The following is a 20,386-nucleotide window of genomic DNA, read 5'->3' on the forward strand; positions in this document are numbered from 1 at the left end:
GGTTCAGCTCGGGTCGCCCTCGACGATCAGGTCCGCGCGGTCGCGGGTGGCGGCCACGACCGCGGCGTTGCGCTCGTCGCTGCGGTGCACCCACTCGGTCGCCTCGGCGAGGGTGCGGCCGTAGCGGACGTGCCGGTCGATGAGGCGCTGCACGCGCTCGTCGTCGTCGGGGGCGAGGAACCAGCACTCGTCGAGCAGACCGCGCACCGGTGCCCACGGCGGGGTGTCGAGCAGCAGGTAGTTGCCCTCGGTGATGATCAGCGGGACGTCGGGGTCCACGGCGATCTCGGCGGCGAAGGACTCCTCGATCTCGCGGTGGAAGCTCGGCGCGAAGACGGTCTCGGAGCCCTCGCGGATCCGCCGCAGCAGCGCGACGTACCCGGCGGCGTCGAAGGTGTCCGGGGCTCCCTTGCGATCGGCCCGCCCCAGCCGCCGCAGCTGCGCGTTGGCCAGGTGGAACCCGTCCATGGGAACGAGGACCGCCCGGTCCCCGAGCGCGTCCAGCACCCGCTCGGCCACGGTCCCCTTCCCGGCCCCGGGCGCCCCGGCGATCCCCAGGATCCGCCGCCGCCGCCCGTCACCAGCGAGCCGCTCCGCCCGCGAGATCAACTCCGAGTACACGCCCCCACCCTAGTTCGCGTCCCGTCCCCCACCCGAGTCACCAGCGGACAGTTTTAGCCATAACTACCCACCCTCGGTGCCCGAATTGTCCGGAAAGTTATGGCTAGAACTGTCCACTGCCCACCACCACTCCGACCGCCACCGCGGCTCCTCACTCCACCCCGCGCGAAAACCCCGGTTTTCATCGCGTCGAAAACCCCGGTTTTCGCGCGATGAATGTTGCGGTTTTTGACGGTGGGGTCGGGTGATCGGGGGTTAGGGGAAGGTGGGGTTGGGGAAGTCGTGACCCGTGAAGTCGTGACCGGGGAAGTCGTTCGCGGGGAAGGCGTGGGGGGTGGGGTTGTGGGTGGTGGGGTCTTCCCAGACTTCGGCGAGGAGTTCTCGGGCGTAGGTGGCAAGGCGGGCGTTGTCGGCCGGGGCGATGGTGCTCCAGGCCCGGCCGTCGCCGCTGGAGCGGACGACGTGCAGGTAGCGGCCTCGGTCGGTGTCGTGGAAGGCGACGACGCGACCGGCGCGGTCGGGTTTGCCGCGACCGGGATTGCCCTCGGCGCCGAACTGGCCGCGAATCCCCATGTTGTCGGCCATGTTCGCGATGTCGGCCGCGTCGTCGTGGCCGATGCCCAGGATCCGCAGCTCGTCGGTGAGCACCAGGCGTCCGCGATCACCCGCGGCGGCCGAGGCCTTGCGCAGCACGTCGTGCGGCAGGCTCACCGCCCGCCCGGGACCGGGCGGCACGTCGCCGGCGACCGACACGGCGGCCTCGGCCAGCGAACCCCCGCGGATCGGGGTCATCTCGACCACGTCGCCGTCGACGACCGTCAACAGCCCCTCACCGCCGTTGGCGCAGGCCAGGGCCCGGATCGGGCGGTCCGCCCAGATGCGGACGTCGATGCTGCGCTGCGGCCGGTCCAGCAGACCGAGCAGGTCGGCGAACTCGACCTCGACCCGGTCCCGCTTCGCCTCGGCGAGACGCTTGCGCCGCAACGACTCCCACGCCTGCGCGACGAGTTCGGCCCGCTCGGTGAAGGTCGTGCCGGGGCTGGGCACGTCGAGGATGATGTGCCGCCGCTCGTCGAGCCCGGCCGCCTCGCAGACGACGTCGAACTCCAGGACCGACAGGTTGATCGGCTCTGCTTCTGCTCCAGGACGCACGGTCAGTTCCGCTTCTCCGGCCGGTCGTCGGCCCCGCCGCCCTGAGCCGCGCCGTCCTCAGCCGCCCCGCCGTCGGAGGCACCGTCATCCGAAGCGGCGTCCTCGGTCTCGGACTCGACGTGCCCGAGCACGGCGGGGGCGACCAGCCGGTCGTCGTCGAACGGCGTTTCCTCGGCGGTGTACTTGTTCTCGTGCTCGGCGTCCTCGCCGGGCTTCTCGCCGCGCGTGGCCGCCGGCGACATCACCGATCCCGGTGCGGGCCTGCTGCCGGGCGTGCCGCCCGCGGCCTTGCCCGCCACGGTGTCGCCCGGTCCGCCGCCGATCGTCCCGCCGCGCGCCGCAGGCGCTTTCGGCTCGGCACCGGGGACGACCTTGGGTCCGGCGGTGGCCGGAGTCCGGCCGCCGAGGGCCCGGCTCGCGGCGTAGGCGCCGATCCCGGCCACGGCCGCACCACCCGCGGCGACGCCGAGGACCGTGCCGGTGCTGATACCGGTGTCGGCACCCGCCTGCGGGTCCGGCTCGGCGTCGAACTCGGCCCCGAACTCATCGGCCCCGTGCTCGTCCGCACCGTGTTCGTCGGCCCCGTGCTCGTCCTGCCCGTGCTCCGGGCGCTCCTCGCCGGGACGTTCCTGCCCAGAAGGAGGTTGCGCCGCAGGCGGTTTCGGCGCGACGGGCCGATCCCCGCCCACGCTGCCACCGACCACCACACCGGAGGCCTCCCCCGGCGTCGAACCGAAGGACCCGATCCCGGCCGAGGGAACCGATCCCGAGGACGCCGCGGGCGCCACCGCGGCCGCGGGCATCGTCGGCAGCGGCTGGTAGGCCTGGGCCTGCTCGACCGAGGTGTCGCGGTAGTTCGACAGCGCCGCCTGCGCGGCCTGCTTCTGCGCCTCGATCCGCTTGGCCTCCTGGTCGTAGTCGCTCTCGTAGCCGAAAGCGCCTCCGGCCCACTCGAAGACGTTCTCCGACTGGCTGTGCCGCAGCTCGTCGGCGTTGGGCAGCGCGTGCCGCGCCGACTCGTACCCGCCTGCCTGCGCGTCGACGCTGCTCGCCGACACCGCGAGGGGGTCGGGCGCGTCGCCGAAGGCCACGCTCTGCTGCCGGGTCGCCTCGGCCGCGAGGCTGCCCGCGTTGCCCTGCCACTCGACCTGGAGCTTGCCGAGCTCGCGGCGCAGCGTGTCGTCGAGGTCGACGACGACCTGCACGCACTGGTCGAGCGCCCGCACGGCCCCCTGCATCGCCTGGGTGCCCTGGCCCTGCTTGATCTGGGCGATCCACTCCTGAAGCTCGGGGATGTCCATCCCCTTGAAGCGGATGTCGCGGATCGGGTCGATGTAGGTCATGCCCGGCCCCCTAGCTCTGCGCCTGCACCGTGGTGACGACGGAATGCGCCGCCGTCTGGGCCTTCTCGCACATCTGGTCCGCGTTCATCGCGCCCGGCGTCTGCAGCTGCATGTTGACCCACACCGTCTGACCCTGCGCCGCGTCGATGAACGCATCGCACCCCAGGCTCTCGCCGCCACCGATCTGGCTCTGCACGGCGCTGAAACCGTTGAGCGCGTAGACCTGTCGCGAACCCGGACTGGAGTTGATCTTGTCGAGGAACAGCTCGATCGGCTCCGGAACGATGCGCACGCCGATCGCGAACCGCGCCGCACCCGTGTCGCCGAGGAACCCGCAGCCGTTGTAGTTGTCGCCGTGCTTGATGACCGGCTGACCGCCCCCGATCTGCAACGACCGCTGCTGCTCGGCGGTCAACCAGGTGCACACGTCGTCGTCCTGCTTGCCCGCGACGGGCAGATCCCCCGGTCGCGGCGGCAGCTTCACCTCGTCGTCGGCGGCGGGAGCGCTGCTGGGCTCCGGAGCCGGGTCGGGACCGTCCACGGTGCACCCGGTCAGGACGAGCAGGGCCGCGGCGACCGTCGTCGCAGCGGACCAGGTACGCACTCGCACCGCGGTTCCCCTCACTTCGCTCCTCGCGTGAGCTGGAAGGAGGCGCTGATCTCCTCGTCGGTGTAGCCGTACTGCCTGGCGGCCTCACCGAGCTGCTCCCCGAGCTTCACGACGTTGTCGACGTACTGCATGAGCCTGTTGAAGTGCGAATCCTGGTTGCCCAGCAGGTAGGCCGTCCAGGTGATCGCGGCGTGCTTGCTGACCTCGTCGCCCGCGGGTGGCGTGACCTGGAGGCTGGCGGCGAGGTTGTACAGCCGCTCGCGCGCGTCCTCGGCTGCGGACAGGATGGTCTTGCGGACCTCGAGGACGTTGTCCCCGTTGACCGTGATGGTCTGCGCGGCCGCTCCGGAATCCGGCGCGGGAGGCGGCGGCAGTGGCGTCGTCATCGCGGAAACCCCCAGGTCGCGGCGGCATCTGATCACCGATCGGACCCGACAGTAGCAGTGCCGGAAGCCGCCGAGCACCGGGTTCGGCGAACTTCCCACCCCTATTCGCGACCGCGCATGCGACGGCCTCACGGCTCCAGCCGGTACCCCATCCCCGGCTCGGTCAGCAGGTGACGCGGGCGGCTCGGGTCGGGTTCCAGCTTCCGGCGGAGCTGGGCGAGGTAGACGCGCAGGTAGTGCGTCTCGTTGGCGTACTGCGGACCCCAGACCTCGCGCAGCAGCTGCTTCTGCGCCACCAGGCGACCCCGGTTGCGGGCCAGCAGTTCCAGCATTCCCCACTCGGTGGGGGTGAGGTGGATCTCGACGCCGTCGCGGAGGACCTTCTTCGCCGACAGGTCGACGGTGAAGGTCGCCGTCTCGACCACCGGCTGGTCGGCGTCCCCGGTGGTGCTGGCGCGGCGAACGGCGGCGCGCAGCCGCGCCAGGAGCTCGTCCATGCCGAAGGGCTTGGTTACGTAGTCGTCGGCACCGGCGTCGAGGGCGTGCACCTTGTCGGTCGAGTCGGTGCGCGCGGACAGCACGATGATGGGAACCGTCGTCCAGCCGCGCAGCCCGGCGATGACCTCGCTGCCGTCGATGTCCGGCAGCCCCAGGTCCAGCACGACCACGTCGGGTTTGCCGTCCCCGGCCGCCCGCAGCGCCGAACCGCCGTCGACGGCGGTGAGCACCTCGTACCCGCGCGCGGAGAGGTTGATGCGCAGGGCGCGCAGCAGCTGCGGCTCGTCGTCGACGACCAGCACCTTCGTCATCTATTCCCCCTGTTCCGCCGCGGGCAGCGAGACCACGATCGTCAGTCCGCCGCCCGGGGTGTCCTCGGCGCGGATGGTTCCCTTCATCGCGTCCGCGAAGCCCTGCGCCACGTTGAGGCCGAGCCCGACCCCGGCCGGTCCGGAGTCGCCGCGCTCGCCGTGCTCGCCGAGCCGCTCGAAGGGCGCGAACGCGGTGTCGGCGGCCCCGGCGGGAAGTCCCGGGCCGTGGTCGACGACGCGCAGCTCGACCCGCGCGGCGTGGGCGCTCGCGCCGACGCGGACGCGAGATTCCTCCGGCCGCCCGTACTTGAGGGCGTTCTGCACGACGTTGGCCACCACCCGCTCCAGCAGCCCGGCGTCGGCCCGCACGCGCGGCAGGTTCTCGGAGATGTCGACGTCGACGAGGTGCCGTCCGTCGAGCCCGGCCAGCGCGCGGGCCACGACCTCGTCGTAGCCGACGGGCGCCAGTCGCGGTGAGACGGCGCCGGTCGCCAGGCGCGAGGAGTCCAGCAGGTTGTCGACGAGCTCGGTGAGCCGGTCGGCGGATTCCTCCACGCCCGCCAGCAGTTCGGCGGTGTCGTCGGGCGAGAGCCGGAGGTCGGGGGCGCGCAGGCTGCTCACCGAGGCCTTGATCGAGGCCAGCGGGGTGCGCAGGTCGTGGCCGACGGCCGACAGCAGGGCGGTGCGCAGCTCGTTGGCGTCGGCGCGGCGCTGGGCTTCGCGCGCGTCGTCGGCCATCCGCTGCTGCCGCAGCGCCAGCAGCGCCTGCCCGGCCGCACCTTCCAGGACCACGCGGTCGGCGGCGGGCAGCGGCCGCTCACCGGCGCGGCGCAGCGACAGGTGCGCGTCCTCGGTCACCTCGATGTCCACATCGGACTCGTCGGGGCGCAGGCACGGGTCGGTGCCGATGCTGGCCGCGACCACCCAACCGCCCTCGGTGCGCTCCAGCAGCGCCACCGAGGTGAGGTTGAAGTTCTCGGCGACCTTCTCCAGCAGGCGCTCCAGGGGGTCGGGGTGGGTGAGCACCGTGCGGGCGTAGGAGGCGAGCAGGGCCGCTTCCGTGCCGGCGCGCGCCGCCTGCTCGGCCAGCCGCGCGGCCCGGTCCACGGTGAAGGCCACCAGCACGCCGACGACCATCATCCCCACCAGCGTGACCACGTTCTCCGGGTCGGCGACCAGCAGCGTGTAGCGCGGCTCGGTGAGGAAGAAGTTCAGCAGCCCGCCCGCCAGCAGCGCGGCCGCGATGGAGGGGGCCATCCCGCCCACCAGCGCCACCATGATCGTGGCCAGGAAGTAGCCGACGACGTCGGTGGACAGCGACACGCTGCTCCACGCCGTGCCCAGCACGGTGACCAGCGAGGGCAGCACCGCCGCCAGCGCCCAGCCCCACAGCTGGCGGCCCGGCGACAGCGGGTTGCGGGTCAGGTTCTTGGCCAGCCGCCGGGTTCCCGCCTCGTCGTGGGTGACCATGTGCACGTCGATCGAGCCCGACTTCTGCACGGTGGTGGCCCCGATGCCCTCGTCGAGCACCCGCGCCCAGCGCGAGCGGCGGGAGGTTCCCACCACCAGCTGGGTGGCGTCGGCGGCGCGGGCGAACTCCAGCAGCGCCTCCGGCACGTCGTCGCCCACGACGGTGTGGAAGCTGGCGCCGAGCGCGTCAGCGACCTCGCGGGCCTTGGCCAGCGCGCGCGGGGACGTCCCGGACAGGCCGTCGCCGCGCAGCACGTGCACGCACTGCAGCTCGGCCCCGGCGCGGGCGGCGATCCGGCGGGCCCTGCGGATCAGCGTCTCGCTCTCCGGTCCGCCGGTCACCGCGACCACCACGCGCTCGCGGGTCTCCCAGGTGGTGGTGATCTGCTCCTCGGCCCGGTAGCGGCGCAGCGCCACGTCGACCTGGTCGGCCAGCCACAGCAGGGCCAGCTCGCGCAGCGCGGTGAGGTTGCCGGTGCGGAAGTAGTTGCCCAGCGCGGCATCGACCCGCTCGGCCGGGTAGACGTTGCCGTGGGCCATGCGGCGGCGCAGCGCCTGCGGGGTGATGTCGACCAGCTCGATCTGCCCGGCGCGGCGCACGACCTCGTCGGGGACGGTTTCCCGCTGGCGCACGCCGGTGATGGTCTCCACCACGTCGTTGAGGCCTTCGAGGTGCTGGACGTTGACGGTGGACAGCACGGTGATGCCGGCGTCGAGGAGCTCCTCGACGTCCTTCCATCGCTTGTCGTTGCGGCTGCCGGGCGCGTTGGTGTGGGCGAGCTCGTCGACCACGGCGACCTCGGGCGCGCGCTCCAGCATCCCGTCGACGTCGAACTCGGTCAGCGAGACGCCGCGGTGCGTCACGGTGGCCCTCGGCAGCTGTTCGAGGCCGTCGAGCAGCGCCGCGGTCTTGGGCCGGCCGTGGTCCTCCACGAACCCGACGACGACGTCGGTCCCGCGCCCGGCCCTGCGGTGCGCCTCGTTGAGCATCGCGTAGGTCTTGCCGACCCCCGGCGCGGCCCCGAGGTATATCCGCAGCTCACCGCGCTTGCGCCCGTGCTCCACGACTCCAGTCTCCTACTGCCCGCTGCTATTAACGACGATCATCACCCACTACCGGCACCGACGCCTGACCAGGCCCCTCCCGACCCGACGGGAAGAATCCTGTCACGAGGTGGGGAGGGAAGTTTTCATGAAAACCTCCCCGACCCCGAAAGGACCTCCCGTCCCGAGGTGGAACGAAGTTTTCATGAAAACCTCCCCAACCCCGAAGAGACCTCCCGCCCCGAGGAGGAACGAAGTTTTCATGAAAACCTCCCCACCCCGAAAGGGCGACTCCCGTCCGGGGATGAGACGAAAGTTCCCACCAGATCCCGTTTTCGGACGAACTTCCGTCCCGAGGTGGGGAAGTTTTCATGAAAACTTCCCCACCCCAGGTCACCGGAGTGCGGCGTGGACCGCCGCGTTGAGGGTGGTGACGTTGACCGCGCGAGGTGACACGAGACCTCCCTCCTCGCTCTCGGCCACCAGGCCCCGGACCTGCGCGAGGGGAAGTCCCGTCACCCGCGCGACGCGGGGGGCTTGGAGCTCGGCGTAGGCGGGGCTGATGTGCGGGTCGACCCCGCTGGCGGAGGCGGTGACCGCGTCGGCCGGAACCGCGCCGGGCGCGACCCCCTCGCGGGCCGCGATCGCCGCGCGCCGCTGCTGGACGACAGCGAGGAGCCCTTCGTCGAAACCGCCGAGGTTGGTGCCGCCGGTGACGGCCGGGTCGCCGGGACCGAGGGAATCTTCCGCCGACGCCGAGGGCCGGGTGTGGAAGAAAGGATCCCTTGTTCCGTCCGCCGGCACCGGGTCGATGCCGATCAGCGACGAGCCGATCACCCGGCCGTCGGCGACGATCCGCGAGCCCTCGGCTCGCGACGCCAGGCCCGGCAGGTGGCCGACTCCCCAGATCGCCAGCGGGTAGCCGACGCCGAGCAGGACCGTGGCCACGAGCAGGAGCCGGAGACCGGCCCAGGTTTGCCGCAACAACGCGTTCACTCCCCTCACCCGATCCCGGGTGCGAAACGGATCACCAGATCGATCAGCCAGATCCCGGCGAACGGCGTGACCACCCCGCCCAGGCCGTAGATCAGCAGGTTCCGCCGCAGCAGCACGGCGGCGCTGGACGGGCGGTAGCGGACGCCGCGCAGCGCGAGCGGGATCAGCGCGACGATGATCAGCGCGTTGAACACCACCGCCGACAGCACCGCCGAGGCCGGGCTGGCCAGCCGCATCACGTTCAGCGCGTCGAGCTGCGGGTAGATCGCCACGAACAGCGCGGGCAGGATCGCGAAGTACTTGGCCAGGTCGTTGGCGATGCTGAAGGTCGTCAGCGCGCCGCGGGTGATGAGCAGCTGCTTGCCGATCTCGACGATCTCGATCAGCTTCGTCGGGTCCGAGTCGAGGTCGACCATGTTGCCGGCTTCCTTGGCCGCGGCCGTGCCGGTGTTCATCGCGACTCCGACGTCGGCCTGCGCCAGGGCCGGGGCGTCGTTGGTGCCGTCGCCGGTCATGGCCACCATCCGCCCACCGGCCTGCTCGGCCTTGATCAGGGCCATCTTGTCCTCGGGCCTGGCCTCGGCGAGGTAGTCGTCCACCCCGGCCTCGGCGGCGATGGCGCGGGCGGTGAGCTCGTTGTCACCGGTGATCATCACGGTCCGGATGCCCATCGCGCGCAGCTCGTCGAACCGCTCCCGCATGCCCGGCTTGACCACGTCGGACAACCGGATCAGGCCCAGCACGCGGTCGTCCTCGACCACGACCAGCGGTGTCGCGCCGGCCGCGGCGATCTCCTCGGCGCACCGCACGACCTGATCGGGAAGTTCCCCGACCCACTCGCCGATCGCGCCGAAGGCTCCCTTGCGGATGCGGCGGCCGTCGAGGTCGATGCCGCTCATCCGGGTCTGCGCGGTGAAGGGAACCTTCCGCGCATCCACCTCGGCGCCGACGGGCCCGTCGGGCAGGCCGAACTCGGCGGCGCAGAAGGCCACCACGCTGCTGCCCTCCGGGGTGGGGTCGGCGAGGCTCGACAGGCGGGCGACCTCGGCGAGCCGAGCGGGGGTGACGCCGTCGACCGGGACGAGTTCGGTGCAGCGGCGGTTGCCGAAGGTGATGGTCCCGGTCTTGTCGAGCAGCAGGGTGTCCACGTCACCGGCGGCCTCCACGGCGCGACCGGACTTCGCCAGGACGTTGCGCTGCACGAGCCGGTCCATGCCCGCGATGCCGATCGCCGACAGCAGCGCGCCGATCGTGGTGGGGATCAGGCACACCAGCAGCGCCGTCAGGGTGGTGACCTCGAGCAGCGACCCGGAGTAGGCCGCCATCGGCTGCAGGGCGACGACCGCGAGCAGGAAGATGATCGTCAGCGTCGACAGCAGGATCGTCAGGGCGATCTCGTTGGGCGTCTTCTGCCGCTGCGCGCCCTCGACGAGCGCGATCATCCGGTCCACGAAGGTCTGCCCGGGCTCGGCGGTGATGCGCACGACGATCCGGTCCGACAGCACGGTGGTGCCCGCGGTGACGGCCGAGCGGTCGCCGCCGGATTCCCGGATGACGGGCGCGGATTCGCCGGTGATGGCGGATTCGTCGACGGTGGCGATGCCCTCGACGACGTCGCCGTCGCCGGGGATGGTCTCGCCCGCTTCGACCACGACGTGGTCGCCGACGGCCAGCGCGGTGCCGGGAACCTTCCGCTCACCGCCGTCGACGAGCTTGCGCGCGACGGCCTCGGTCCTGGTGCGCCGCAACGATTCCGCCTGCGCCCGGCCGCGCCCCTCGGCGACGGCCTCGGCGAGGTTGGCGAACAGCACGGTGAACCACAGCCAGGCGGCGACCGCGATCGAGAACGCGCTCGGGGAGAACGCGGCCAGCACCGTGGTGAGCACCGAACCGGCCCAGACCACGAACATCACCGGGTTGCGCAGCTGGTGCCGCGGGTCGAGCTTGCGCAGCGCCTCGGGCACGGCGGTGAGCAGTTGTCGCGGGCGGAACAGTCCCGCGGCGGCGCGCCGGGGTTCGGCGGGGACGTGCACGTGGGGTTCGAGGGTGGTGGTCATGCCAGGGCCTCCGCGATCGGGCCGAGTGCGAGCGCGGGCAGGAACGTCAGCGCCGCGACGAGGACGACGGTGCCGCCGAGCAGCCCGGCGAACAGCGGTCCGGTGGTGGGCAGGGTTCCGGCGGTGGCGGGAACGCGCTGCTGCTCGGCGACGCGGCCGGCGAGCATGAGCACCGCCAGGATCGGCACGAAACGTCCCAGCAGCATCACGACGCCCAGCGAGGTCTGGAAGAACGGGCTGGTGACGGTGAGCCCGGCGAAGGCGCTGCCGTTGTTGTTGCCCGCCGAGGCGAACGCGTAGAGCACTTCGGACAGTCCGTGCGCGCCGGTGTTGTTCAGCGCGTCGCGGGTGGCGGGCAGCGCCATCGCGAACCCGGCGCCGAGCAGCACGACCGTGGGCATCGCCAGCACCGACAGGGCGGCGGCCGTCACCTCGCGGCGGCCGAGCTTCTTGCCGAGGTACTCCGGGGTGCGCCCGACCATGAGTCCGGCGAGGAACACGGCGATCACCGCGAGCACGAGGATCCCGTAGAGCCCGGATCCGACCCCGCCGGGAGCGACCTCGCCGACGAGCATGTTGAGCAGCACGACACCGCCGCCGAGTCCGGTGAAGCTGTCGTGCATGGCGTTGACCGCGCCGGTGGAGGTCCCGGTCGTGCTCACCGCCCACAGCACGGAGGCGTCGATGCCGAAGCGCGTCTCCTTGCCCTCCATCGCGGCTCCGGCCGCGATGGAGGCGGGGCCGTTGGGGTGGGTTTCGGCCCACCAGGTCGCGGCGAGCATCGCCGCCCAGAGGGTTCCCATCACCGCGAGCAGCGCGTGGCCCTGCCTGCGGTCGCCGACGAGGGTGCCGAAGGTGCGGGTCAGCGAGACCGGGATGACCAGCAGCAGGAAGATCTCCAGCAGGTCGGACACCCCGCCGGGGTTGGACAGCGGGTGCGCGGAGTTGGCGTTGAGCACGCCGCCGCCGTTGGTGCCGAGTTCCTTGATGGCCTCCTGGCTCGCGATGGGGGCGGTGGCGATGGTGTGCGCCTGCCCGTCGAGGCCGGTGACCGCGATGCCGGGCGCGAGGCTCATCGCCGCGCCGAGCGCGATGAGCAGGACGGCGGCCACCGCGGCCACGGGCAGCAGGATGCGGGTGCAGCCGCGGGTGATGTCGACCCACACGTTGCCGATCCGGTCGTCGCCGTCGGCGGTGAAGCCGCGCACCAGGGCGACGGCCACGGCCATGCCGACGGCGGCCGACAGGAAGTTCTGCACGGTCAGCCCGGCCATCTGGACGCCGTGGCCGAGGACCTCCTCGGGCACGTAGGACTGCCAGTTGGTGTTGGTGACGAAGCTGATCGCGGTGTTGAAGGCCATCTCGGGCGGCACCGCGCCGCGCCCGAGGTTCAGCGGCAGCAGGCCTTGCAGCCGCTGCATCGCGTAGAGCAGGGCGACGGAGACCAGCGAGAGGCCGAGCACGCCCGCGGCGTAGCTGGTCCAGCGCTGGCGCGCGGTGGGGTCGACGCCGACCAGGCGGTAGACGACCTTCTCGATCCGCCAGTCGGTGTCGCTGGTGTAGACGCGAGCCATGTGGTCCCCGAAGGGCTTGTGCACGATCGCGAGGGCGGCCACCAGCAGGCCGGTTTGCAGCAGCATCAGAACCTCTCCGGCCGGACCAGCGCGACGAACAGGTATCCGATGAGCAGCAGCGCCAGCACTCCGCCGGCGACGTTGGCGATCAGGGCGCTCACAACCGCTCCAATCCGCGCAGCAGCAGCGCCAGCGCCAGGAATCCGCCGACGAGCAACGCCGCGAAGGCGAGATCGACCACGACCGGTTCTCCTCTCGGGATGTCTTCTCGTGGTCCAGCCAAGTCCTCCGCGGCGGTCGCGGTCGAGGGCCATGACGGGTCCTTGACGCGGCGACGGGAGCCCTTGACGCCTTCTTGATGCGGGTCGCTTTTCTCCCTTTTTCTGCGAATCTGCACTATTTGTGCGTGGGTGACTTCACTCGGTTAGTTGGTTTCATCGATGCAACGATCTCGTTACTCTCGCTAACAAGCCGTCGGCGTTGAAATCTCTTGGAAAAACGCCTGAAAACGGTCGGAAACAAGCGAGATTGGGGATACATCCGGAAATGTGCGGAATCTCCGGCTGGATCGACTTCCAGCGCGACCTGACCCAGCACCGCGCCACCGTCGACGCCATGTGCGAGACCATGACCTGCCGCGGCCCGGACGCCGGGGACACCTGGGTCAGCGCGCACGCCGCGCTCGGACACCGGCGACTGGCCATCATCGACCTGCCCGGAGGCGCTCAGCCGATGGAGGCCGAGAGCGGCCAGGTCGCCATCGTCTACAGCGGTGAGGCCTACAACTTCACCGAGCTGCGCGACGAACTCCGCCGCCGCGGCCACCGCTTCGACACCGACAGCGACACCGAGGTCGTGCTGCACGGCTACCTCGAGTGGGGCGCGCAGGTCGCCGAGCACCTCAACGGCATGTTCGCGTTCGCCGTCTGGGATTCCCGCGAGGACAAGCTGCTGCTCATCCGCGACCGGATGGGCATCAAGCCGCTGTACTACTACCCCACCGAGGACGGCGTCCTCTTCGGCTCCGAGCCCAAGGCCATCCTCGCCAACCCCCTGGCCGAGAAGGTCGTCGACGCCGACGGCATGCGCGAGCTGTTCGGCATGGTCAAGACCCCCGGCCAGGCCGTGTGGGCCGGCATGCGCGAGGTCGAGCCGGGCACCATCGTCACCCTCGACCGCAAGGGCCTGCGCGAGCAGACCTACTGGCAGCTGCAGGCCACCGAGCACACCGACGACCAGCAGGCCTCGGTGTCGCACGTCCGCGAGCTGCTCGACGACATCGTGCAGCGCCAGCTGGTCTCCGACGTGCCGCGCTGCGTGCTGCTCTCCGGCGGCCTGGACTCCAGCGCCATCACCGCGCTGTCCGGCCTGCACCTGGCCAAGAGCGGTGAGCAGGTCCGCAGCTTCGCGGTCGACTTCCTCGGCCAGACCGAGAACTTCGTCCCCGACCCGATGCGCGCCACCCCCGACGGGCCGTACGTGCGCGACGTCGCCGAGCACGTCGGCTCCCAGCACCAGGACATCGTGCTGGACCCCGAGACCCTCGGTGACCCGGAGGTGCGCCGCGCGGCCGTGCAGGCCCGCGACTTCCCGATGGGCCTGGGCGACATGGACCAGTCGCTGTACCTGCTGTTCAAGGCCATCCGGCAGCACTCCACGGTGGCGCTGTCCGGTGAGTCCGCCGACGAGGTCTTCGGCGGCTACAAGTGGTTCCACGACCCGGAGGTGCGCGACGCCGACACCTTCCCGTGGCTGGCCGCGGTGCAGAGCCAGGGCGCGGGCTACGACATGCTCGACCCCGACGTCTCCGCGACGCTGGACATCCCGTCGTTCATCGCCGACGGCTACCGCACCGCGATCGGCCAGGTCCCGACCCTCGACGGGGAGAGCGACCTGGAGCGGCGGATGCGGGAGATCTGCTACCTGCACCTGACCCGCTTCGTGCGCATCCTGCTCGACCGCAAGGACCGGATGAGCATGGCCGTGGGCCTCGAGGTGCGCGTGCCGTTCTGCGACCACCGGCTCGTCGAGTACGTCTTCAACACCCCGTGGTCGCTGAAGACCTTCGACGGCCGCGAGAAGAGCCTGCTGCGGCACGCCACCGCCGACACGCTGCCCAAGTCGGTCGTCGAGCGCGTCAAGAGCCCGTACCCGTCCACTCAGGACCCGAAGTACGCGGCGGTGCTGCAGCGCCAGGTCCGCGACCTGGTCAAGGCCGACAACCCGGCGCTGTCGCTGCTCAACAAGAAGTGGGTCGCCGAGGCCGTCGAGCAGGACCCGGCCAACATCGAGATGGCCGCTCGCTACACCTTCGAGCGCGCCCTCGACCTGGCCACCTGGTTCGACATCCACAACCCGACGGTCAAGCTCTGACCTGAAACCCGTTGCGGGGAGCCGTCTTCCGAGACGGCTCCCCGCTTCACGCCGAGGGCAGCAGCAGGCGGAACGTGCTCCCGCCGCCCGGGGCCGAGTGCAGTTCGAGACGTCCGCCGTGGGCCTGGGCCAGGGCCGCCGTGATGGCCAGGCCCAGGCCGCTGCCGCCGGCCGCCCTGGTCCGGCCGTCGTCCACCCGGTAGAAGCGGTCGAAGATCCGCGCCGCGTGCTCCGGCGGGATGCCCGGACCGGTGTCGCTCACCGACACCGACACCATCCGCGTCCCCGGCCCCGGCTCGGCACCCACCGCCGCGACCGCCCGGTCGCTCGCCGCCGCGCGACCGGCCTCGACGGTGATCGGCGACCCCGCGGGCGTGTGCACCAGGGCGTTGTTGACCAGGTTGGTCAGCACCTGCCGCAACCGCTCCCCGTCACCGAGAACCCGCAGCTCAGCAGGGCTGTTCAAGGTGATCTCGCGCTCCGGGTCGCGAGCCCGGGCGTCGTGCACCACGTCGCGGGCCAGCGGCACCAGGTCCAGGTCGACGAGATCGACGGTGCGCTCCCGGTCCAGCCGGGCCAGCAGCAGCATGTCCTCGACCAGACCGCCCATCCGCACCGACTCCGACTCGATGCGGCCCATCATCATCCGCACGTCCTCCGGCCGGTGCTGCTCGCTGCGCCGGTACAGCTCGGCGAACCCGCGGATCGAGGTCAGCGGCGTGCGCAGCTCGTGCGAGGCGTCGGCGACGAACCGCCGCAACCGGTCCTCCGAGCGCTCCCGCTGCTGCAGCGCGTCGGTGAGCCTGCCCAGCATCGTGTTCAGCGCCTCGCCGAGCCGTCCCGTCTCCGTCCTCGGATCCTGATCCGGCACCCGGCGATCCAGCTGACCGGCGGCGATGGCGTCCGCGGTGTCCTCGATGCGCGCCAGCGGACGCAGGCTCAACCGCACCGTCATCGCCGCCGCCAGCGCCAGCACCAGCAGCACCGCACCGCCCACCGCCAGCTCGATGACCACCAGCTGGTGCACCGTCGACTGGGCGTTGCTCAGCGACAGCGCCAGCACCGCGGTCCGGCCGTCCGGCAGCGACACCCGGCGCACCCGCCAGTCCGCCCAGCCCGCCCGGTCCGGCACCGTGCCCAGCTCCGGGCCCAGCTGCGGGTTGAGCACCATCGGTCCGCCGGTCTCGCCGTCCTCGGCACCGACCACGCCGCCGAGCTGCGCACCCGAGCGGTCGAAGATCAGCACCCGGAACTCCGTCGGCAGCGCCCCCCGCCCGGGTCCCTCGGGATGCCTGCGCGCCGGATCGGGAGGCGGCATGCGCCCTTCCTCCCACGGCATCGACATCTCCGCCAGCCGGTCGTCGGTGCGCTCCACCAGCGACCGGTTGAGCAGCGCGACGCTGGTGAACCCCATCAGCAGCAGGCCCACCACCAGCGCGCCGACCAGCACCAGCACCAGCCGTCCCCGGAGCGTGCGGAAGAACGCCACGGCGCTCACCGGTTCTCCGGCGGCAGGCGCAGGACGTAGCCGACGCCGCGGATGGTGTGGATCAGCGGCGGCGACACCACGTCGACCTTGCGCCGCAGGTAGCTGATGTAGGACTCGACGATCCGCGAGTCACCGCCGAACTCGTAGTTCCAGACCCGGTCCAGGATCTGCACCTTGCTGACCACCTTCTCGGCGTTGATGAGCAGGTAGCGCAGCAGCTTGAACTCGGTCGGCGAGAGGCTGACCAGCTGCCCGGCCCGCCGGACCTCGTAGGTGTCCTCGTCGAGCTCCAGGTCCTGGTAGCGCAGCTTCGCGCCGTCGTCGTCCTGCTCCGGGCGGACCCGGCGCAGGATCGCGCGCAGCCGCAGCACCACCTCGTCCAGGCTGAACGGCTTGGTGACGTAGTCGTCGCCGCCCGCGGTCAGCCCGGCGATGCGGTCCTCCACCGCGTCGCGCGCGGTGAGGAACAGCACCGGGACGGTGTTGCCGCCGGCCCGCAGCTCGGTGGCCACGGAGAAGCCGTCGCGGTCCGGCAGCATCACGTCCAGCACGACGATGTCCGGGTGGAACTCGGCCGCCGCCCGCAGCGCCTCGGCACCCGTGGCCGCGCCGCGGACCTCGAACCCGCTCAGGCGCAGCGCCGCCGCCAGCAGTTCGAGGATGTTCGGCTCGTCGTCGACGACGAGCACTCGCGCTCCGTTGCTCTCCACCACGTCCTCCAGCATCCCCGAGCTCCCTGGGAAAACCCTGGAAACCCGCTGAACACCCACCCGGCGTTCACCCCACCAGCACCACCCCACCCCCGCAATCCGCCCACCCGTCCCCCACACCCGGACAACCCGCACCACCGCAGCCCCCGGGGTCCCGATTACCGCCGTTTTCCGGCACCGGAATACCGCCGTTTTCGGGGACCCGATTACGGCGGTATTCCGGGGACGGATTACAGCGGTAATCCGGGTCATCCGCAGCGGTAGAGCTGCGAGGAGGAGTCGGCCGAGCCGCCGTAGGCGGCCGGGTCGACGAGGGTGCAGTTCTGCTTGACCCAGTTCTCCCGGGCGGTGGCGGCCTCGCCGCCTCGGCCGCCGGGCATCTGCATTCCGGAGCCGGATCGGTCCCCGGCACGGTCCTGTTGAGTCCCGTCCTGCCTGGCCTGGCCGTCCTGCCTGGCCTGGCCGTCCTGGCCGTCCTGGCCGTCCTGGCCGTCCTGACCGGGCTGACCGTCCTGACCGGGCTGACCGTCCTGGCCGGGCTGCTGGTCCTGGTCTTGCTGCCTGTCGTGGGAGCGCATCATGCCGCCCGGGCCGCCGCCCAGCAGGACGAATCCGAGTTGGCCGCTCTGCTTCCACTCGGTGAGCCGGGCGACCGACGGTGCGTCGTCGGAGCCCATGAAGCCGCCCATCCCGATCACGGTCAGGTCCGTGTTGATGATGTAGCTCGACGCCCCGTTCGCGCCGCCCTCCACGGCCAGCGGGATCCGCGCGTCCGCCGCGTTGGCCCGCACGTAGTCGACGAGCTTCTGCTGCTCGGTGCTCAGCGTCGCGCCGCCGGGACCGCCGCCCATGCCGCCGCGACCCCGATCCCCGGACATCCCGGGCGGCATCTGCCCGTTCATGCCGGGCGGCGTTCCGTTCATGCGGCCATCGCGGAAACCACCACCGGGACCGCCCATCGACGTCTCCGGTCCGGCCATCGGGTTGACACCTCCCATCATCCCGCTGCTGCCGCCGACGGCCCCGATCGCGGACCACGCGGTGGGCACGGTGAGCATCGCCGCCAGCCCCAGCGCGAAACCGGCCTTGGCCAGGCCCGCGCGGCCACGACGACCGAGCACCAGCACCACCAGCGCCACCACGCCCAGGCCCGCGGCCAGGTACCCGGCCCACGCGTTCCAGCTCAGATCCCGCGCCACCAGCACCATCGCCCACGCGACGGTGATCGCGACGCCGACCGGCAGCAGCCAGGCCTTGCCGCCCGGCTCCCGGTGCCACTGCCGGAACCGCACCAGCCCGGCGCCGGTGATCGCGCCGATCGCGGGCGCCAGCATCGTCGTGTAGTAGGGGTGCATGGTGCCCTGCGCGAAGCTGAACATCACGCCGATGACGACCAGCCAGCCGCCCCACAGCACCCAGCCCGCCGTCGTCCCGCGCTCCAGCGCGCCGCCGGAACGCCGGTGCCGGATCCCCAGCACGACCATCGCGACCAGGATCAACGCGCACAGCGGCAGCAACCAGCTGATCTGACCGCCCAGCTTCTCGTTGAACAGCCGCAGCGCCCCGGCGGTCCCGGAGAAGCCCCCGCCACCACCGGGACCGCCACCGCCGGGTCCACCGCCGCCGTTGCCCTGGCTGTTGCCGAGGATCCGGCCGAAGCCGTTGTAGCCGAAGATCAGGTCCAGCGCCGTGCCGTCGGTGCTGCCCCCGATGTAGGGCTTCGGCGACGGCCACAGCATCGTCGCCGCGACCCACCAGAACGAGCTCACCAGCAGCACCCCGGCGGCCACGGCGAGGTCGGCGACCTTGCGCCCCCAGCCGTGGCGGCCACCGATCAGGTACGCCGCGACGAACGCGGGCAGCACCATCCACGCCTGCAGCATCTTGGTCATGAACCCGCAGCCGACGAGGAACGCGGCCAGCGCGATCCAGCCCGTCGAGCGGCGGTCCGAACTCGCCCGCGTCATCGCGTAGGCGGCGGCCACCACCAGCAGCACCAGCAGGGTGTCGGGGTTGTTGTCGCGGTTGATCAGCACCGTGATCGGGCTCAGCGCCAGCACCAGCGACGCGATCAGCGCGGCGTTCTCGCCCGCCCACCGGCGCACCGCGCGGTGCAGCAGGAACACGGCGGCGACACCGCACACGACCTGCGGGAACAGCACCGCGAACTGGTCGAACCCGAAGATCTTCACCGACAGGACCTGCAACCACAGGGCCATCGGCGGCTTGTCCACGGTGACCACGCCGGCGGAGTCGAACGATCCGAAGAAGAACGCCTCGAAGTTCGTCGACATCGACTTCACGGCCGCCGTGTAATAGCCGTTGCCCCAGGAACTTCCGATGCCCCACAGGTGGAGCACGGCCGCGAGCGCGCAGATCCCGGCCAGGGCGATGCGCCGCCACACCGGCGGACCACTGCCGCTGTCCGCCGCGCGCGGGACGGCCTCCTCGACTGCGATCATGATGTTTCCTTTTCCTTGGCCGGGGCCGCGAAGACCCACGAGCGGAGCAGTACGAACCGCAGAGCGGTACCGACCACAGAGGACAGTACGAGAACCAGGACCTCCAGCCAGCGCGACGGGTTCGCCGCGCAAGCGTGCAACCCGAGCAGCGCGCCGGAGGTGACGACGTAGTACAGCGCGAACACGATCAGCCCCTGCGCGTGCACACGGCCCGAGGAGCCGCGCTGCTGCAGGAACGTGTAGCGCCGGTTGGCCTCGGTGTTCCACAGCGTCGTGACGGTCAGCGCCACCAGGTTCGCCAGCAGCGGCGGCCACCACCCGCGCAGGATCGCGTACAGCACCGAGGTGAGGACCGTGGACACCAGGCCGATCGCGCCGAACGAGACCAGCTGCCACAGCAGCCCGTTCTCCCGCTTGGCCAGCACCGCCTGCGGGTGCGCGGCGCGCGGCTCGGGGCGTTGCGGCAGACCGTCGACCCGCGCGGCCCCGGTGATCTTCGCGCGCGCCACCCGCACCAGCCCGGCGATGTCGTCGGCGGCGGTGCGCACCACGTTCACCCGCGTGTCGACGTCCTCGACCCAGTCCACCGGCACCTCGTGCACCCGCAGGCCGTTGTGCTCGGCCAGCAGCAGCAGTTCGGTGTCGAAGAACCACGAGTCGTCGCGCACCTGACGCAGCAGCGGGCGGACGACGTCGGTGCGGGCCGCCTTGAACCCGCACTGGGCGTCGGTGAACCGCGCGCCGTGGGTCCAGCGGATCATCCTGTTGTAGCCGCGGGAGATCATCTCCCGCTTCCCGCCGCGCACGGTCCGCGCGCCGGGTGCCAGCCGGGAGCCGATGGCCAGGTCGGAGTGCCCGTTGACCAGCGGCGCCACCAGCGGCAGCAGGGCGTCCAGCCCGGTCGACAGGTCGACGTCCATGTAGACCACGACGTCGGCGTCGCTGTAGCCCCAGGCGGTGCGCAGCGCCAGACCGCGTCCCTTGCGGTCCAGGTGCAGCACCCGCACGTTCGGGATCTCGCGGGCCAGCTCGTGCGCCACGTCCAGCGTCGCGTCGGTGCTCGCGTTGTCGACGACCGTGATCGACCACGAGAACGGGAACCCCTCGCCCAGGTACCGGCTCAGCACCTGCAAGCACCCGGGAAGGGACCGCTCCTCGTTGTAGACCGGGATCACCACGTCGACCGTCGCGGTCCGGTTCGACCCGGCACCGGCCGGCGCCGCCTCGGCACCGAGCTGCGGCACGGCACTCATCTCCCACCACCTCTCATCCGGTTCCGCATCCATCAAG

Annotated in this window: 17 protein-coding genes; 1 reads left to right on the forward strand and 16 read right to left on the reverse strand. The window is 71.5% G+C overall.

Going from position 1 to position 20,386, the window contains the following annotated elements:
- Window positions 1–3: 3 nt before the first annotated feature.
- The 12 genes from BM424_RS02640 to BM424_RS29690 form a co-directional block, all read right to left on the reverse strand.
- Complete coding sequence (locus BM424_RS02640) at window positions 4–621, reverse strand: nucleoside/nucleotide kinase family protein (RefSeq protein WP_093413410.1); 618 nt, start codon at window positions 619–621, stop codon at window positions 4–6.
- Between the two features lie 255 nt (window positions 622–876).
- The gene (locus tag BM424_RS02645) at window positions 877–1,773 is read right to left on the reverse strand and encodes an ESX secretion-associated protein EspG (protein ID WP_093413412.1); all 897 of its coding nucleotides are present in this window, start codon (window positions 1,771–1,773) and stop codon (window positions 877–879) included.
- Window positions 1,774–1,775: 2 nt separating this feature from the next.
- On the reverse strand, window positions 1,776–3,116 hold the full coding sequence (locus tag BM424_RS02650) for a hypothetical protein (protein ID WP_175547900.1): 1,341 nt from the start codon (window positions 3,114–3,116) through the stop codon (window positions 1,776–1,778).
- A gap of 10 nt (window positions 3,117–3,126) precedes the next feature.
- Entirely contained in the window at window positions 3,127–3,726 is a 600-nt protein-coding gene (locus BM424_RS02655) for a DUF3558 domain-containing protein (RefSeq protein WP_175547901.1), read from the reverse strand.
- Between the two features lie 11 nt (window positions 3,727–3,737).
- Window positions 3,738–4,112 carry a hypothetical protein gene (locus BM424_RS02660; RefSeq protein WP_245775561.1) on the reverse strand — a complete coding sequence of 125 codons (375 nt, stop codon included), beginning with the start codon at window positions 4,110–4,112 and terminating at the stop codon, window positions 3,738–3,740.
- A gap of 128 nt (window positions 4,113–4,240) precedes the next feature.
- A complete protein-coding gene (locus BM424_RS02665) occupies window positions 4,241–4,921 on the reverse strand; it encodes a response regulator (protein ID WP_093413415.1) in 681 nt (226 codons plus the stop codon).
- A complete protein-coding gene (locus BM424_RS02670; RefSeq protein WP_093413417.1) occupies window positions 4,922–7,456 on the reverse strand; it encodes a sensor histidine kinase in 2,535 nt (844 codons plus the stop codon).
- A gap of 372 nt (window positions 7,457–7,828) precedes the next feature.
- Window positions 7,829–8,431 carry a potassium-transporting ATPase subunit C gene (locus BM424_RS02675; RefSeq protein ID WP_093413418.1) on the reverse strand — a complete coding sequence of 201 codons (603 nt, stop codon included), beginning with the start codon at window positions 8,429–8,431 and terminating at the stop codon, window positions 7,829–7,831.
- Between the two features lie 5 nt (window positions 8,432–8,436).
- Window positions 8,437–10,488 carry a potassium-transporting ATPase subunit KdpB gene (kdpB, locus tag BM424_RS02680; protein WP_093413420.1) on the reverse strand — a complete coding sequence of 684 codons (2,052 nt, stop codon included), beginning with the start codon at window positions 10,486–10,488 and terminating at the stop codon, window positions 8,437–8,439.
- Entirely contained in the window at window positions 10,485–12,128 is a 1,644-nt protein-coding gene (gene kdpA / locus BM424_RS02685) for a potassium-transporting ATPase subunit KdpA (RefSeq protein ID WP_093413421.1), read from the reverse strand. The genes kdpB and kdpA overlap by 4 nt, the downstream gene beginning before the upstream one ends.
- Window positions 12,128–12,223, reverse strand: a complete 96-nt coding sequence (gene kdpF / locus BM424_RS29320; RefSeq protein ID WP_093413423.1) for a K(+)-transporting ATPase subunit F — start codon at window positions 12,221–12,223, stop codon at window positions 12,128–12,130. Before kdpF ends, kdpA begins: the two co-directional genes overlap by 1 nt.
- Complete coding sequence (locus BM424_RS29690) at window positions 12,220–12,345, reverse strand: hypothetical protein (protein WP_281248669.1); 126 nt, start codon at window positions 12,343–12,345, stop codon at window positions 12,220–12,222. Before BM424_RS29690 ends, kdpF begins: the two co-directional genes overlap by 4 nt.
- Before the next feature lie 263 nt (window positions 12,346–12,608).
- On the opposite strand from BM424_RS29690, the gene asnB reads away from it, so the two are divergent.
- Window positions 12,609–14,435, forward strand: coding sequence for an asparagine synthase (glutamine-hydrolyzing) (asnB, locus tag BM424_RS02695; RefSeq protein ID WP_093413424.1), 1,827 nt, complete (start codon window positions 12,609–12,611; stop codon window positions 14,433–14,435).
- A gap of 46 nt (window positions 14,436–14,481) precedes the next feature.
- Here the strand turns inward: asnB and BM424_RS02700 are convergent, their stop codons facing one another.
- The 4 genes from BM424_RS02700 to BM424_RS02715 form a co-directional block, all read right to left on the reverse strand.
- Window positions 14,482–15,933: a sensor histidine kinase gene (locus BM424_RS02700; protein WP_245775562.1), complete on the reverse strand. Its 1,452-nt coding sequence runs from the start codon at window positions 15,931–15,933 to the stop codon at window positions 14,482–14,484.
- Entirely contained in the window at window positions 15,930–16,649 is a 720-nt protein-coding gene (locus BM424_RS02705) for a response regulator transcription factor (protein ID WP_093413426.1), read from the reverse strand. Before BM424_RS02705 ends, BM424_RS02700 begins: the two co-directional genes overlap by 4 nt.
- A gap of 233 nt (window positions 16,650–16,882) precedes the next feature.
- The gene (locus tag BM424_RS02710; RefSeq protein ID WP_093413427.1) at window positions 16,883–19,096 is read right to left on the reverse strand and encodes a glycosyltransferase family 39 protein; all 2,214 of its coding nucleotides are present in this window, start codon (window positions 19,094–19,096) and stop codon (window positions 16,883–16,885) included.
- Entirely contained in the window at window positions 19,093–20,349 is a 1,257-nt protein-coding gene (locus BM424_RS02715; protein WP_093413428.1) for a bifunctional glycosyltransferase family 2/GtrA family protein, read from the reverse strand. The genes BM424_RS02710 and BM424_RS02715 overlap by 4 nt, the downstream gene beginning before the upstream one ends.
- Window positions 20,350–20,386 lie beyond the last annotated feature (37 nt).

This window comes from Saccharopolyspora flava (genome assembly GCF_900116135.1).
Taxonomy (GTDB): domain Bacteria; phylum Actinomycetota; class Actinomycetes; order Mycobacteriales; family Pseudonocardiaceae; genus Saccharopolyspora; species Saccharopolyspora flava.